This is a genomic window from Nitrospirota bacterium (genome assembly GCA_035873375.1).
GTDB lineage: Bacteria > Nitrospirota > Thermodesulfovibrionia > Thermodesulfovibrionales > JdFR-85 > BMS3Bbin07.
Map to the genome: position 1 here is coordinate 1 of JAYWMQ010000021.1, position 14,644 is coordinate 14,644.

The following is a 14,644-nucleotide window of genomic DNA, read 5'->3' on the forward strand; positions in this document are numbered from 1 at the left end:
CTTGTTTTTAGATATTTTGCTCACTTGAAATGCCCCTTTCTTTGGTTATTGCGCTTCCCACGCTTCTTATTTTAACCAATAGATTCGGGGCATTTCTACCTCTTACTGTTTGTTTTTTGTTTTATCGCGCTTCTTTAAGGACTAACGTCTGAAAGGTTCCTGTCGATAACATCAACAGGGATTTTTTCACGATTAATCATTCGTTTTATTCCCGTTTCCTTTACCCCTCTGTAGTAGTTCCGGGAGCCTAATAAACTGTGTATGTAGATGCCGGGAACACCCTTCAGGGCGAGCATAACAGCCTGCGATGCAAGAAATCTCTTTACCGCAAGTGAATCGTTCTTATGAGCCGGGTCGTTAATGGCATCGAAATAGGTGATGTTGAGCTCATATGGTACTTCTTCCCCATCTTTCAGTTCATATGATATGAGGCCGCCATGTTCCTCTGTCATTTGTACCAGGTTTGAGAGTTCTTTATTGTCAAGTATTCCCTTGGCGCCTGACAGCCCTATGCCGTCATGGGATGCAAGAAAGTCAAAAAACAGGAGATCCTGCCTGGTTTTGCTGGTCTCTTCCTGTATATGCCCGGTATCATGCCGTGCACAGGCATCCAGTACAAGCGGGGGGAGGGAAAACTGATATACCATATTTGCCTCGTGCCCTTCGCCAAAGTAGGATATGTTGTCCTTATACGGAAAATTAGCCTCTGTCAGGATGAGCGCGTATGGTGCAACGTACTCCATTATCCTTCTCAGGAGTTTAACAATTTGATGTGTTTTTGACAAGTTTACGCAACTGGTGTGCGGTTCTTTCCATATATAGCCGACAGCATCCAGGCGTATAATCTCGGCCCCCTGAGAGAGGTAAAACAGAAACACATCAACTATCTCCAGAAGAACCGCAGGGTTTTTGTAGTTGAGGTCTACCTGGTCTGCACTAAAGGTAGTCCACACATATTTTTCCCCCATGGCGGTATTGAATACGGTAAACAAGGGGGTTTCTCGCGGCCGGAAGACCTCCGGCATCTCTGTTTTATTGTCACTCACGATGAAATAATCCCCGTATCGCTTATCACCCTCCAGGAACCCCTTGAACCACGTCGATTTGCTTGATACGTGGTTCATAACCAGGTCGACCATCAAACGGTAGTCCTGCGCAATTTTCCGGATATGTTCCCATGTCCCAAAACGGGGGTCCACCTCTTTGTAATTTATGATTGCATATCCCCCGTCTGAACTGCTGGGGAAAAAGGATACTATATGAAGACCGGTTACGGCATCTCCTACATGTTTTTTCAGGAAACGGTGAAGGGTGGAGAGGGGTTTTTCACCTGTAGAGTATATGGTATCGGGATAGGTAATGAGGACGGCATCTTTTTCATTCAGCACAACATGGTTGTTGTATTTTCTCCTTTTCTCAACAATTACCTCACTCTCTCCGTAGGCGTCCATCAGGGTTTTCAGGCTGGCTGATAGTTCATGAGCCGCTTCTTTTGAATAAATGATCCTTAAAATGGCCTTTATATGTTTCAGTATCGATATCCGGGACATGGCAAAGTTCTTTTCAGGCATTTCCGCAGCAACAGCTTTAAAGATTTTCAGACAAGGCTTCAGCTGAATCATTGATGCCCTGCCTGAATCTCCCTATAACTTATTCTTCCCCGCGATATAGGACGCCAGTTCAAGTAATCGTCCTGAATACCCGTACTCATTGTCGTACCAGACCAGCACCTTGACGACCCTGTCCATAATCACCCTGGTAGAGGGGGCATCCACGATTCCGGAGTGAGGATTACTGATGATATCTGCCGACACGATCTCATCGTCATTATAATCCAGGATCCCCTTAAGCGCTCCATTGGCTGCATTTTTCAGGGCGGCATTTACCGTCTCTACCGAAACATCCTTTTTCAGGTGTGCCACTATGTCCGTTATCGCGCCGTCCGGTATTGGCGCCCTCACTGCAATGGCATCCATTTTACCTTTCAGTTCCGGGATAACCAGGGCGGTGGCCTTTGCCGCTCCGGTTGAAGTAGGTATCAGGGAAGTTGCCGCAGCGCGGCCCCTTCGCCTCTTGCGAGCGGGACGGTCCACTATTGCCTGGCTGGCGGTGTATGCATGGATGGTTGTGGCCATAAGGTATTCAATACCGAAGACATCGTTCAGTACCTTAACCGCCGGTGCAAGGGAATTAGTCGTGCACGAGGCATTTGAAACAACATGATGTTCCCGGGAATTGTACAGTTTTTCGTTTACCCCCATCACAACTGTCAGGTCCGCACTTTCGGAAGGTGCACTGATGATAACCACGGAGGCCCCGGCCTCTAAGTGTTTTGCAGCACCTTCCCGTTTCCTGAAAAGCCCTGTACACTCCAACACAATATCAACGCCAAGGGCCTTCCAGGGAAGAGCTGCCGGGTCTTTTTCACTCAGAATGGTCAATCTTTGCGCTCCGAGTTGAAGATAATCCGGACCGGCTTCAACAGGAAAAGAAGCACCGCCGTGCACGGAATCATAACGCACCAGATATGCAAGTTCCTCCGGCGGAGTCAGGTCGTTGGCTGCAACGATTTCGACATTTTCTGGTGAATTGGATAAGTAGTGACGTAAAACCAGCCGTCCGATACGGCCCAGACCATTGATGGCAATTCTTTTCATGATATTCCCTCCTTTTGTTGACGAATTAAAAAATCCTGTTTGCCCTCAGCACAATAAAGGCTGACTCTTACCTCACAAAGGCTCCCCTTCCGGCAAAAACCGCTGCCTCTCCCAGATCCTCCTCAATCCTCATGAGTTGATTGTACTTCTCAACCCTCTCTCCACGGCAGGGCGCCCCGGATTTCAGGTGGCCGGTCCCCATGGCAACGGTGAGGTCGGCGATAAAGGAATCTACTGTCTCTCCGCTTCGGTGGGAGACCATGGCGCCCCAGGCGTGTTTCTGTGCCAGCCTTACCGCTGCAACCGTCTCTGAAACAGTGCCTACCTGGTTCAGCTTTATTAACACTGCATTGGCCACGTCCTCTTTTATTCCGCGTTCAATGCGTTTGATGTTTGTTACAAAAAGGTCATCTCCCACGAGTTCTATCCTGCCGCCCAGTTTCCCGTTTAATATCTTCCACCCCTCCCAATCGTCTTCCGCCAGTCCGTCTTCCAGCACCACGATGGGATATTTTGTGATCAGCGCTTCATATTTCTCTACCATCTCTTCAGCGGTTAACTCCCTGCCTTCTGTTCTGAGCAGGTACCTGCCGTCCTTGTAAAAACCGCTCGATGCCGGGTCAATGGCAATCCCTATGTCCCTGCCCGGTTTGTACCCGGCCTCTTCAATGGCCCTGATGATAAGATCGAGGGGTTCTTCATTCGAGGATACCTTTGGTGCAAATCCGCCCTCATCGCCGATGCCCGTGCTGTGGCCCTCATTCTTCAGTACATCCTTCAAGGCGTGGTATGTCTCGCTTCCCCACCTGAGGGCACTCCTGAAATCAGGCGCCCCATAGGGCACGATCATATATTCCTGAAAATCAGCACTCTGCCAGTTCGCATGAACTCCACCGTTCATTATATTCATCATGGGAACCGGTAAGAGGGCGGCATTCGAACCGCCGAGATATTTATAGAGGGGGATATCCAGTGCTGAGGCTGCCGCACGCGCAGCAGCCATGGAGACGCCCAGTATTGCATTGGCGCCGAGCCTGCCCTTGTTGGGGGTCCCGTCAAGATCGATCATCAATTTATCCAGCAATGCCTGATTCAGGACATCCTGCCCGGCGAGTTCTCCGGCTATCACGTTGTTGACGTTATCAACTGCCTTCAAGGCTCCTTTCCCCCCATACTCTTTTGGATCCCCGTCTCTCAGTTCAACCGCTTCGTGTACCCCAGTAGAGGCACCGGAGGGAACTGCTGCTCGGCCTCTTGCACCGCAGTTCAGTTCCATATCAACCTCTACGGTCGGGTTGCCCCTTGAATCCAGTATCTCTCTTGCCCTGATTGTCCTGATCGCCGTGTGCATTGCGCAACCTCCGTTTTAACTGAATAAGTTAGTCCCGTCATCCTTTATCAACGGAAACCTGTCTGGCTACTGATTCTGTGGCCCTTTTAATCTCTTCCTCATCACCGAGGTAATAATGTTTTGTTGCCTTGAGGTTATCGTTCAGTTCATATACCAACGGAAACCCCGTAGGGATATTGAGACCTGCAATCTCGTCATCAGAGACGTTATCAAGGTATTTGATTAAAGCCCGAAGGCTGTTCCCGTGGGCTGCGATCAAGACCTTTTTACCCTCCCGCAAAGATGGTTCGATTGTTTCGTGCCAGTAAGGGAGTACGCGGTTGAGCGTGTCCTTGAGACACTCGGCAGCCGGCAATTCATCCTCCTTCAGATGCGCATACCTGGGATCATATCTGGGGTGGCGTTTGTCTGTTCTGTCCAGGGCTGGCGGTCGTATATCGTAGCTCCGACGCCATTTATGAACCTGCTCATAGCCGTACTTTTCAACTGTGGCCTTTTTGTTAAGGCCCTGCAGCGCACCATAATGTCTTTCGTTAAGCCTCCAGGAACGATACACGGGAAGCCACATGAGGTCCATTCCGTCCATGACTATCCACAATGTTCTGATAGCCCGCTTGAGTACCGATGTGTATGTCACATCAAATGAGTATCCCCCGTCAAGCAGCAGTTGGCCTGCCTTGCGGGCCTGCTCCTTGCCACGCTCTGTCAGGTCAACATCCGTCCAGCCCGTAAACCTGTTTTCCATGTTCCATATGCTCTCTCCGTGCCGCAGCAGAACCAGTTTTAACATCTGATCACCATCCTATTTCGAGTTATAGATATTAAGGGCCTCTTCCGGGCTCGCATCCTCCACGGTAACGGCATAAATGGCGTTACACATGCGGATTGCCTCATCAAAGGACCTTTGATGAATATTCCTGCCGGTAGCATTTCCAGCAGCACCGCTGACATGTATCTGGTCGTAAAGCCTCTGTAGAAAGGCAGCGGCATCATCACTGGCCCCACCTGCACAAACCACCCTGGTGCGTCCTGCTGACAGGATGGCCTCCTTGAACAGCTCACTCGATTCATAGCCCTCCTTCTTCGGGTAATTCACCTTGGCAAAATCAGCGCCAAGGCATGCTGCTACACCTGTAACACCGGCAATCAGGTGGGGGTCTTTCTCGTCCCTGACTGCCTTGCCGCGTGGATACATCCATAATACCGTTACCAGCCCATACTGATGGGCATTGTAGATAATCCGGGCTGCCTGATGGAACATCTCTGCCTCATGTTCACTTCCGGGGTAGAGGGTATATCCCACGGCCAGTATTTTCAGGCCGCTGCTGTCACGAAAATCCACCACCTGTTTAACATCCAGCCATTGCTGACTGAAAGGATCTGCCTGAGACGTTTTTACGAGATTTGTCTTTGAGTTCAGTTTTGCCAGGTAAGGCACGTCCGGGTAATCCATGCCATACCTGGCAATCAGTCCAAGCTGTGTGGCGAAGACCCCGATCTTTCCCTGACCGGCTATCCTGAAGAGGTGCTCCGGATCGCTGTCATCAGGGTGGATTCCTTCACCATAAAAATCGTCATTCAGGTGTTCAACCTTCTGGTCACCGGCAAAGAGCATCAACCTTCCACTATTCCCTGTTATGGTGGAATAGTTCTCAAGATACGTTTTACGCATGCCCTTTGGAACGTCCAGGGGAATTGTTGTATCCATAACAAACCTCCATAGAAGAATTTATTTATGCTGACTTTTACTCTTTATGTAACAGAAGAATTGCCAGAGACCTCTCCGGGAGTAAATATCCCTCCTTTAGCGCCTCTGCCTCTTTCCCGGCTTCATGGATATCCTCCGGCGTATCTCTGGATGTATCAACTCTAACGTGCCATTTTCCCGTGCTGGGGGCAGGTGGTATAAGAAAACTTTTCTCAACAGGATCAGCATTAAATAGGAGGCATAGGTCCTCTTCCTCCTCACCAGCAAGGATTATGCAACCAAAGCTCCGGCTTGAATAACCCCAGTCAGGGCTGCCCCCGTTGTGGTTGAACCACAGGATATCCCTGTCGGTGTAAAACTTTTCCCTGCTCAGGACTTTATGTTCCTTTCTGAATGCGATCATCTCTCTGGCAAAGCGATATATCTCCTGATTTTTCCTCAATAATTGCCAGTCATACCACGAGATTTCATTATCCTGACAGTAAGCGTTGTTGTTGCCTTTTTGTGTCCTGCGAAATTCATCCCCGCCAAGCAGCATCGGTACACCCCTGGAGATCAGGAGTGTTGCAAGCATATTCTTTATCTGACGTATCCTGATACGCTCAGTTGCCTCCTCATCTGCCGGACCTTCTGCTCCGTAATTAAAGCTGTAGTTCTCACTCGTTCCGTCTTCATTGTTCTCGCCGTTGACTTCGTTATGCTTATGGTTGTAGCTTACCAGGTCATTAAGGGTAAACCCGTCATGACATGTGATAAAGTTGATGCTGTTTAGGGGCTCCTTGCCTTCCTTCTGATATATGTCTGCACTGCCGCATATACGGCTGGCAAGAGCGCCTGCAAACCCGGGGTCTCCACGCCAGAAGCGCCTTGCATCATCTCTGTAACGCCCGTTCCATTCTGCCCACCTTTTTCCAGGGAAAGACCCCACCTGGTATGCACCTGCAGCATCCCACGCCTCAGCAATGAGTTTTGTATCTCGCAGGATCGGATCCTCTGCGATTCGTTCCAGGATGGGAGGGTTTTTCATGATTTCACCGTTTTCATCCCTTCCCATAACAGAAGCCAGGTCAAAACGAAACCCGTCAACATGCATCTCGATGACCCAGTACCGCAGGCAATCAATGATAAAATCACGCACTACGGGATGGTTGCAGTTTAGCGTGTTGCCACACCCGGAATAGTTTTTATAGAAACGCCTGTTGGCCTCTAAAAGATAGTATATGGAGTTGTCAATGCCGCGAAAAGAGAAGGTGGGACCTATCTCACTACCTTCCGCAGTATGATTCAGAACAATATCCAGAATCACCTCTATTCCCGCCTTGTGAAGTTCCCGCACCATGGTCTTAAATTCCGGAACCTGCGCCCCTGTGGTTTCAACCCCTGAGTACTTTCCGTGTGGTGAAAAAAACAACAAGGGGTTATATCCCCAATAGTTTTTTAATCGTTCACCGGTAACCGGGTTAAGACGGAGAGTGTCATTTTCCAGGAATTCCTGTGCAGGCATAAGCTCTACAGCAGTTATGCCCAGATCCTGAAGGTAGGGGATCTTCTCTGTAACCCCCCTGTAAGTTCCAGGGTGTTGTACGCCTGATGAGGGATGTATTGTCAACCCGCGGACGTGTGTCTCATAAATGATGGTCTCGGACCATTTATGACCGGGTGGTTTATCATTCTGCCAGTTGAAACGGTCATTTATCAGGATACATTCAGGCATATGCCCTGTGTTATCTTCTTCAGAAAACGAGAGGTCTTTGAGAGGAGAGAGGGGATCGTAAGGCAGGGCAGCTTCAATATCAATACTGTCCTGTTTTGTGATAGCCCTGGCACAAGGGTCAAGAATCAATTTGTGTTTGTTGAACCTGTGCCCGTCCTCAGGCGAAAAAGGACCATCCACCCTGTACGCATACAACTGGTTCTCTTTAACCCCCTCTACCCGGATGTGCCATATATCTCCTGTTTTATTCCGGGAGGGGTCAAGCTCTATGCTTTGCAGGAGATGTTCAGAATCAATATCAAACAATAACAGGCAGACTCCCGTGGCATGCCTGCTTAGAAGGGCAAAATTAGCCCCGTTTCTGTGCAGATATGCACCGGGAGGGAGTGGATATCCCTTGGAAGTCTTCATATTTGTGAAACCCCCTCCTGTGAGTGGCTGGTAAGTTAACAGTCGATTTCCTGCCTCTTTTTGGATAGCTTTTCAACTTATAATAAACCCATACAGCATTCTGCTTCTGCTACTTAAGTAACACATATGACTCATCTTTTGCCCCTGGACTTCAGGTGTTCCTCGAGCTTTTCCCCCAGGGCATGCAGTTCATTAACCTCCAGATGGCCCCTGCGGGTAGTAATGATGCCCTCTTTTTTGAGTTCCTGTAGGTGTCTGTTGACAACCGTGCGGACAGACCCGATCATGTTTGCCAGCTCTTCATGTGAAAAATCGCATATGAGCTTCAAGCGTGGATGGGGATTGCTCTGCGTTGTATGCTGCAGAAAGAGTTTGGCTAACCGGGTCTCTGTATCATGGAGTGCAAGGTCAGATGCGAGGTCGGATATCTGACGTATCTGTTGCCCAAGGTAAGGCAGGAATGCCTTGTTGAATTCAGGATGTTTTTCTATCCAGTCATGTATGGTATCAATCGGTGACGACAGGACCTCAAGGTCATCCATGGCCACTACCGCTATATTGTGCTTCTTGCCATCAAGAAGTGAGACCACATCAAACCCATCCCCGGAACCCAACAGAAAAAGGATGAATTCCCTTCCTGTCTCGGGGTTGGTTCGTGTAACTTTCACCCGTCCGGATATTAATACATAAAACCTCTGGATGGTCTCCTCCGGGTCCATTATGGTGGCCCCTCTTTGCCAGGTCTCCATACGGAATGACCGCAGCATGTCCTGAATGACAGGTTCAGCAAGATTTCCAAACAATGCCGATTTTTTCAGCGCCTTCAGGGTATGAGGATAGAATGGCGAATCAGGTTTCACTTGTATCCCTCCTTGATTTTCGCACGGAAGAACCCTTTATAAGTCGGGATATTCTTCTTTTGTCATTTGCGCAAACAGATAAACCTGAAAACTCAGGCAACCATATTATAGATTATAGCTGAATTTTATGTCCGGGTTTGTCAATTTCAGATTGCAGGATTATGCAGAGCATGGTCCCGGCTTAATATTGTATGATATTTAAAAATAATCTTCCTGAGGCCGACAAAGAATGCAAGATAGCCAACACTCCAAGAACAGTAGAGAGCATCTGTTTCTGCGAGACCATCTCGCCGCTCAAAGAACAACCCTTGCCAATGAAAGGACTTTCCTTTCATATGTCCGGACTGCGTTAACCCTCCTGGTTGCCGGAGTATCTTTTATCAAGTTCTTCGGCTCTGTTGTGATTCAGGTGCTTGGATGGATACTGATCCCGCTGGGACTCTTCACTCTTGTAAAAGGGGTTATAAGTTTTAGAAGGATGGCCCGGAGAATAGAGGAAGAGGAGAAGTGATTTTCCGGGAGTTTCTGACTGACTATCCGGTATTTTTTATCTGTTCTAATATCATGCCTTGCGGTCCATTTCCATCTTTGAGTGCAGAAAGAGTTTAAGGTGACGGAAGAATAATACCAGGACCAAGAAACTTAATCCCATCCAGGCCCATCTGAACCAGCCGTGAAGAACATGTACAAAGGTTTCCCCCAGAACATACCCGATCGTAAAAACAACCAGAGCCCATAACATACAGTTTAAAGCCTCGTAGAGCATAAACCGCGCAAAAGACAACTTTGTAATGCCAAGGCCCATGGCCCCGATTACGCGCATGCCATAGAGATACTGGAGTATGAAAATGGCAGCTTTGGGGTGATTAAGTACAATCCTGTTTACCTCTTCAATCCGGGGGCCAAGTCTTTTAAGTCGTGGTAAAATATATCCGGAGCCGAATTTCCTGCCGATAAAAAACCAGAATACATGGCCGGTCCATGCCCCCAGTGAAGCGCTCATCCAGACACTTACAGGATTAAGCAGTCCATCTCCAGCAAGAATCGCAGCTGTTACGAGGACAAGTTCACCCTCCAGAAAGGTGCCTGCAAAGACAGAGAGGATGCCGTATTTTTTGATAATAATCAGAAGATTGGCGGTAATCAAGCCTTGAACCGAGCCTCCTTCTTTAAATCAAGAGACATATTGATTATGCCTTCACTACTGCTCACTTCCTGAAATCCGAGGCTTTTCCAGAATGATAGTGCTATATGGTTGTCTGCTTCAACCCTGGCTGATATCTCCTTGATAACGTCGTGTCTTTTCAGGTTCTGCGCAAGAAGTTTAAACGCCATGGTTCCATACCCATGACGTCTTAATCTGTTTTCAAATATCATGAGTGTTATTTCAGCCGACTTGCCAAGTCTCATGTTGTACAGAGCGACAAACCCCAGAGGCATTGACTCAATCTCTATACAGAAGGAGCAGGTGAATCTCCTTTTTATCCACCACCACAGAAAAAACCATGATAAATATGCCGGCTTCCTCCACTCTTCTCTCTTTAAGCCAACCTCATTCCGTAACCACTTGCTTAAGGCCGGGGCATCAAGTATCCTTAAAGGTCTCAACCTTAGCTTGTTTCCCACCATGTTTCTCGGCATCCTGGCCCAGAGCATTTAACCGGCCTGATATACTTGCACACTTATCTGTGGAACCAGTTTCAGAAAGTCCTCCTTATGGCACAATGCCGTTCCGGGTTTCAATGTTGTGGCGGTTCCGGCAGCCACTGCATAGGTGAGGGCATCTTTTACAGTCTCACCCCTGGACAGTCCGTAGACAAAGCCGGCTATTGCGGAATCACCGGCGCCGATCGTGTTCTCCACTTTCACCTTGGGAGGAGTAGCCAGGTATTGCTCTTTTTCCCCGACCAGGAGAATTCCGTCAGCTCCCATGGAAACAAGGACAATGCCGATTCCCAGATTACGCAGATCGTTTGCAGCGCTGAGGATCTCGTCTTTTTTGTGCAGCTTCCGTCCCACCAACCGGCTGAGTTCGTGCATGTTGGGCTTTATAACGTTGGGAAGGCCGTTGATTCCCACCCTCAGGGCATCTCCGTCGGTATCAAGTATAACCATGGCCCCTCTGCCTCTGAATATCTCAATGATTTTGCGGTAGATTTCGGGATTAACCCCGGGAGGGAGGCTTCCGCTGATGGCAACTATTTCAGGGTCTTCAACCTTTTCAACCTTGTGGATCATCTGCATCACTTCATAGGGCTTGATTTCCGGTCCCCTGGCATTGAAGACGGTCTGATTTCCCGTGCTTGTCTCATTGACAATGATATTGGTGCGTGTTTCTCCTGATATCCTGACAAAATCACACGCAATCCCCTCGTTGAGCAACCGTCCTTCCAGTTCTTCTCCTGCAAACCCACCGACAAAACCAAGGGCCTTGTTAACGACCTCAAGGCTTGTTAACACCCTCGATACATCAATGCCCTTCCCCCCTGCATACCGCTCTTCCTTTTTAATCCGGTTGGAATCATCCGGCCGTATTTTTTCAATCCACAGTGTCCTGTCCATAGCTGGATTAAGAGTAATCGTATAAATCATGTCAGCTCCTTTTTAATATGCCCGTGCCGGAATTATATCCCGGCTGGCTTCTGTTTGTTGTGTGTAAAGCAGGCAGCCATATATCATGACTTTACCACCATTTTCTGAACCCGCTCTCCGGAGTCCAGATGCTCTCTCGTCAAGTTGTAACAAAACTAATTTTAACGTCTTGTTCATATCATATCGTTTCCAATGACCATTTGTCTCTATTTTATTTCTGTATAATTATTATACAGAAATGCAGAACTCCTCAGTAAACATAAGCTGCGCTGCTTAGCTGGCGACGGCTGAGTTTAATGTTGTGTGTTTGTATTTTTCATCCCTGCGAGGTATCATAAATATGAGGCTATAAAATAAAACCACAAAAGGAGTTAATGCAAATGGGAACAACCAATATTAAAGAAGAAGCACGGCGATTAATAGATAAGCTACCAGAAGAATCAACATGGGATGATCTAATGCATGAAATTTATGTTCGCCAGGTAGTTGAATCGGGTCTTGAAGACAGCAAGGCAGGACGCACTACTGATGTTGAGCAGGTTCGTGAAAAGTTTGGCCTAACCAGGTGAAGGTTCACTGGACAGATACAGCGATAGACTGCCTTACAGCAATTCATGATTATATTGCTAAAAATTCAAGACTATATGCCAAAAGATTGGTTGACCGCCTGACAAGACGCTCTCAGCAGATCGGAAATTTTCCACTATCTGGCAGAATTGTTCCTGAGTTTGGAGTAGAACAAATCAGAGAAATTATGGATGGGTCATATCGGATTATTTACTACATAAAACCTGACCGGATAGATGTGCTTGCTGTCATTCATGGAGCTCAGGAAATTCATATACATAAATAAACACATAACCACTCGTTCAACTTGAACGAGTGCCGCATCCTGCCTTCTGGATTTTTAAGTTTAAGTAGTTCAAATATCTTTCTGCAGGTTTTTATGACCGAGGAGTGCTTATAGCTCGTTGATAGAATCGGAGAAGTTTACCATATTATACGAACACTGTTTTCAGTCAGAATTGCCACGGAATACGAAACTCTACAAACACGCAACTATTGATTTTGTATGGTTTTTTTCTTTGAGGAATTTTTCAGATGTGCTATACTTTAATCATTAAATAGGGAAACCGGAAATTCGTGCATTAATTGTTGGGTATCAAGGGAGGATCGGTAGACAATGGGGCAAATACACTATTTTCAACGATATTCATCTCGTGAGAACGCTGTTACAAATAATACACTTCAGCTTTTCGCTCGCATCTATGAACAATCTCCAGATCAACTTGCCAACCTTCTTACAGAGATAACGGGCGAGAATATCGAAATCGGTATTGATATTAGCCAGCAGCAGCGGTCTGGTGATTCAGTTCCTGACGGTATTATCGGTCAGCGTAGTTTCAAGATATTGATTGAAACTAAAGTTGATGCTGGTATAGACGAGTCACAACTCGTTCGTCACGCGAGCCAATTCAAAGGAGAAGATCAAAAAATACTTCTTTTACTTACAAAGGAGAAAGTTGAATCAGGTAATCTGAGAAGCATCGAGTCTAAGATTAAAGAATCCAACCCCGGAGTTATTTTCTCCAATACCACTTTTGAGGATATTTGCTCCAAGTCAAAAACGCTCTTCAAGGAACACGAGACTCATATAAACGCTATCATCGAGGATTATTGGCAATACTGCAATGACAGCGAATTATTCGACCAAGCTATATACTTAATGCGTGTATTACCTTGTAGCGTGAGCCTTGAGCTCAATGCGAAATATGGTATCTATTACCATGGATCAGACCGGGGCTATACAAATCACAGATACTTAGGGATTTATGCAAATAAATCAGTTCGCTATATCTGGGAAATTGAATCCGTTTTCGATGTAACGTGGAACAAGTCAGAACTCACCAAACAGTTGGTAACCGGCACAGATACTAACAAATTCGATGAACGAATCATCGGTATTATTGAAGAGTCCAAGTCGGTCTGTGGTTATTACACCGATAAAGGCCACAGGTTTTTTTGTGGCGAACCTGTTGAAACTGATTTTCGCAAGGTATCCCCAGGGGGAATACAGGGAGCAAAATTGTTCAATCTAAAGGAGCTGATTGGAGAACCAACATCGATTCAGATTGCTGCAAAAAATTTGAGTCAGCTTACATGGGATTGATACCCAACAATCAGGTCAACGTGGACCGGCAATTCCGCTGCGCTTCTTTGCCGGCCAGTTACCTGTATCGTTAACTGTCAAAATCAATAATTCAATATGGAGATTCATTTGGAGATATCAAGGGAAGTAAAAAAGGGTCAAGCAGTTTATTCAAAGCCGGTTCTGTCGATTTATGATATTTGGGTTTTAGGGATATCCAATCAGTATATTTGGAAGTGTCCAACTGCGCGACTTATGGCTCATTTTAATAATCATATTACTTCAAACCACTTGGATATTGGTGTAGGTACAGGATATTTCCTTGATAAATGTTGTTTTCCATCACCTGAAGTGAGAATCGCTCTCATGGATTTAAACCAGAACAGCTTAAATGAAGCAAGCAGACGAATCGAGCGTTACAATCCTGTTCAATACAGGTTTAATGTCCTGGAAAAAATAGAATTGGAAACCGATACTTTTGATTCGATTTCTGTGAATTATTTATTTCATTGTCTTCCAGGCAGGTTGTCAGATAAATTAGTTGTCCTGGATAATGTGAATCATTTATTGTCAGAGAGGGGAATTATATTTGGAGCTACAATTTTATCACATGGAGTTAATAAAGGCCGCATGGCCAATAAGTTGATGTCGTTTTATAATAAAAAAGGTATTTTCAGTAACGCTGATGATAGTGCTGAGGATTTAGAAAATTATTTATCCGGTAAATATTTGAATTATGAAATTGACATTCAAGGTTGTGTTGCATTGTTTAGTGCGTCGAATAAACACATAAGCACTCGTGTAAGTTGAATGAGTGCAATACCCTGCTTTCTGGATTTTTAAGTTTTAGTAGTTCAAATATCTTTCTGCAGGTTTCATGACCGAGGAGTGCCTGTAGCTCGTTGATAGGATCGGACAAAGTTACCATATTATACATTATACGAATACTGTTTTCATTCGAACCTACCACAGAATACGAAGTTCTATAGATAAGCAACTATTGATTTTATATGACTTTTCTCTTTGAGAAATCTTTCAGATGTGCTATACTTCAATCATTAAACGTAAGCGTCAAATAAACCCCACGTGATTAACCAAGAAGGACGATGGAGCCACGATTAACGTACTGGGGCAGAAGAGCCCTGTAATCTTCCTCTGTATTGGCACCGGGCAGTTCTTCAAAGAGGAAGCGCAAATAGGCA

The 14,644-nt window shown here is 46.4% G+C and carries 15 protein-coding genes; 5 read left to right on the forward strand and 10 right to left on the reverse strand.

Features of this window, described 5'->3' with window-relative positions; all coding sequences use genetic code 11:
- Positions 1 to 134: 134 nt before the first annotated feature.
- From VST71_04890 to VST71_04920, 7 genes are all read right to left on the reverse strand, one after another.
- On the reverse strand, positions 135 to 1,622 hold the full coding sequence (locus VST71_04890; protein ID MEC4685054.1) for an alpha-amylase family glycosyl hydrolase: 1,488 nt from the start codon (positions 1,620 to 1,622) through the stop codon (positions 135 to 137).
- A 21-nt stretch (positions 1,623 to 1,643) separates the two neighbouring features.
- A complete protein-coding gene (gap, locus tag VST71_04895; GenBank protein ID MEC4685055.1) occupies positions 1,644 to 2,657 on the reverse strand; it encodes a type I glyceraldehyde-3-phosphate dehydrogenase in 1,014 nt (337 codons plus the stop codon).
- Positions 2,658 to 2,724: 67 nt separating this feature from the next.
- The gene (eno, locus tag VST71_04900; GenBank protein MEC4685056.1) at positions 2,725 to 4,008 is read right to left on the reverse strand and encodes a phosphopyruvate hydratase; all 1,284 of its coding nucleotides are present in this window, start codon (positions 4,006 to 4,008) and stop codon (positions 2,725 to 2,727) included.
- Between the two features lie 37 nt (positions 4,009 to 4,045).
- Entirely contained in the window at positions 4,046 to 4,798 is a 753-nt protein-coding gene (gene gpmA, locus VST71_04905) for a 2,3-diphosphoglycerate-dependent phosphoglycerate mutase (GenBank protein ID MEC4685057.1), read from the reverse strand.
- Between the two features lie 12 nt (positions 4,799 to 4,810).
- Positions 4,811 to 5,716, reverse strand: a complete 906-nt coding sequence (locus VST71_04910) for an aldolase (protein ID MEC4685058.1) — start codon at positions 5,714 to 5,716, stop codon at positions 4,811 to 4,813.
- A gap of 37 nt (positions 5,717 to 5,753) precedes the next feature.
- A complete protein-coding gene (gene glgX / locus VST71_04915) occupies positions 5,754 to 7,841 on the reverse strand; it encodes a glycogen debranching protein GlgX (GenBank protein ID MEC4685059.1) in 2,088 nt (695 codons plus the stop codon).
- Positions 7,842 to 7,972: 131 nt separating this feature from the next.
- On the reverse strand, positions 7,973 to 8,701 hold the full coding sequence (locus VST71_04920; protein ID MEC4685060.1) for a Crp/Fnr family transcriptional regulator: 729 nt from the start codon (positions 8,699 to 8,701) through the stop codon (positions 7,973 to 7,975).
- A 229-nt stretch (positions 8,702 to 8,930) separates the two neighbouring features.
- On the opposite strand from VST71_04920, the gene VST71_04925 reads away from it, so the two are divergent.
- Positions 8,931 to 9,212 (forward strand): DUF202 domain-containing protein, encoded by a 282-nt coding sequence (locus tag VST71_04925; protein ID MEC4685061.1) that lies wholly within the window; start codon positions 8,931 to 8,933, stop codon positions 9,210 to 9,212.
- Between the two features lie 51 nt (positions 9,213 to 9,263).
- Here the strand turns inward: VST71_04925 and VST71_04930 are convergent, their stop codons facing one another.
- The 3 genes from VST71_04930 to pfkB are packed head-to-tail and all read right to left on the reverse strand — an operon-like array spanning position 9,264 to position 11,293.
- Positions 9,264 to 9,848 (reverse strand): DedA family protein, encoded by a 585-nt coding sequence (locus VST71_04930; GenBank protein ID MEC4685062.1) that lies wholly within the window; start codon positions 9,846 to 9,848, stop codon positions 9,264 to 9,266.
- Entirely contained in the window at positions 9,845 to 10,357 is a 513-nt protein-coding gene (locus VST71_04935) for a GNAT family N-acetyltransferase (GenBank protein ID MEC4685063.1), read from the reverse strand. The genes VST71_04930 and VST71_04935 overlap by 4 nt, the downstream gene beginning before the upstream one ends.
- Entirely contained in the window at positions 10,358 to 11,293 is a 936-nt protein-coding gene (gene pfkB, locus VST71_04940; protein ID MEC4685064.1) for a 1-phosphofructokinase, read from the reverse strand.
- Between the two features lie 380 nt (positions 11,294 to 11,673).
- On the opposite strand from pfkB, the gene VST71_04945 reads away from it, so the two are divergent.
- From VST71_04945 to VST71_04960, 4 genes are all read left to right on the forward strand, one after another.
- Positions 11,674 to 11,862 carry a hypothetical protein gene (locus tag VST71_04945; protein MEC4685065.1) on the forward strand — a complete coding sequence of 63 codons (189 nt, stop codon included), beginning with the start codon at positions 11,674 to 11,676 and terminating at the stop codon, positions 11,860 to 11,862.
- On the forward strand, positions 11,859 to 12,146 hold the full coding sequence (locus tag VST71_04950) for a type II toxin-antitoxin system RelE/ParE family toxin (GenBank protein MEC4685066.1): 288 nt from the start codon (positions 11,859 to 11,861) through the stop codon (positions 12,144 to 12,146). The genes VST71_04945 and VST71_04950 overlap by 4 nt, the downstream gene beginning before the upstream one ends.
- A gap of 330 nt (positions 12,147 to 12,476) precedes the next feature.
- A complete protein-coding gene (locus tag VST71_04955) occupies positions 12,477 to 13,463 on the forward strand; it encodes a hypothetical protein (protein MEC4685067.1) in 987 nt (328 codons plus the stop codon).
- Positions 13,464 to 13,571: 108 nt separating this feature from the next.
- A complete protein-coding gene (locus VST71_04960) occupies positions 13,572 to 14,252 on the forward strand; it encodes a class I SAM-dependent methyltransferase (protein ID MEC4685068.1) in 681 nt (226 codons plus the stop codon).
- Positions 14,253 to 14,644 lie beyond the last annotated feature (392 nt).

Excerpts from the sequence above, each read along its gene's own strand:
- VST71_04890 (MEC4685054.1), bottom strand. The coding sequence starts at position 1,622 with ATGATTCAGCTGAAGCCTTGTCTGAAAATCTTTAAAGCTGTTGCTGCG.
- gap (MEC4685055.1), bottom strand. The coding sequence starts at position 2,657 with ATGAAAAGAATTGCCATCAATGGTCTGGGCCGTATCGGACGGCTGGTT.
- eno (MEC4685056.1), bottom strand. The coding sequence starts at position 4,008 with ATGCACACGGCGATCAGGACAATCAGGGCAAGAGAGATACTGGATTCA.
- gpmA (MEC4685057.1), bottom strand. The coding sequence starts at position 4,798 with ATGTTAAAACTGGTTCTGCTGCGGCACGGAGAGAGCATATGGAACATG.
- VST71_04910 (MEC4685058.1), bottom strand. The coding sequence starts at position 5,716 with ATGGATACAACAATTCCCCTGGACGTTCCAAAGGGCATGCGTAAAACG.
- glgX (MEC4685059.1), bottom strand. The coding sequence starts at position 7,841 with ATGAAGACTTCCAAGGGATATCCACTCCCTCCCGGTGCATATCTGCAC.
- VST71_04925 (MEC4685061.1), top strand. The coding sequence starts at position 8,931 with ATGCAAGATAGCCAACACTCCAAGAACAGTAGAGAGCATCTGTTTCTG.
- VST71_04935 (MEC4685063.1), bottom strand. The coding sequence starts at position 10,357 with ATGCTCTGGGCCAGGATGCCGAGAAACATGGTGGGAAACAAGCTAAGG.
- pfkB (MEC4685064.1), bottom strand. The coding sequence starts at position 11,293 with ATGATTTATACGATTACTCTTAATCCAGCTATGGACAGGACACTGTGG.
- VST71_04945 (MEC4685065.1), top strand. The coding sequence starts at position 11,674 with ATGGGAACAACCAATATTAAAGAAGAAGCACGGCGATTAATAGATAAG.
- VST71_04955 (MEC4685067.1), top strand. The coding sequence starts at position 12,477 with ATGGGGCAAATACACTATTTTCAACGATATTCATCTCGTGAGAACGCT.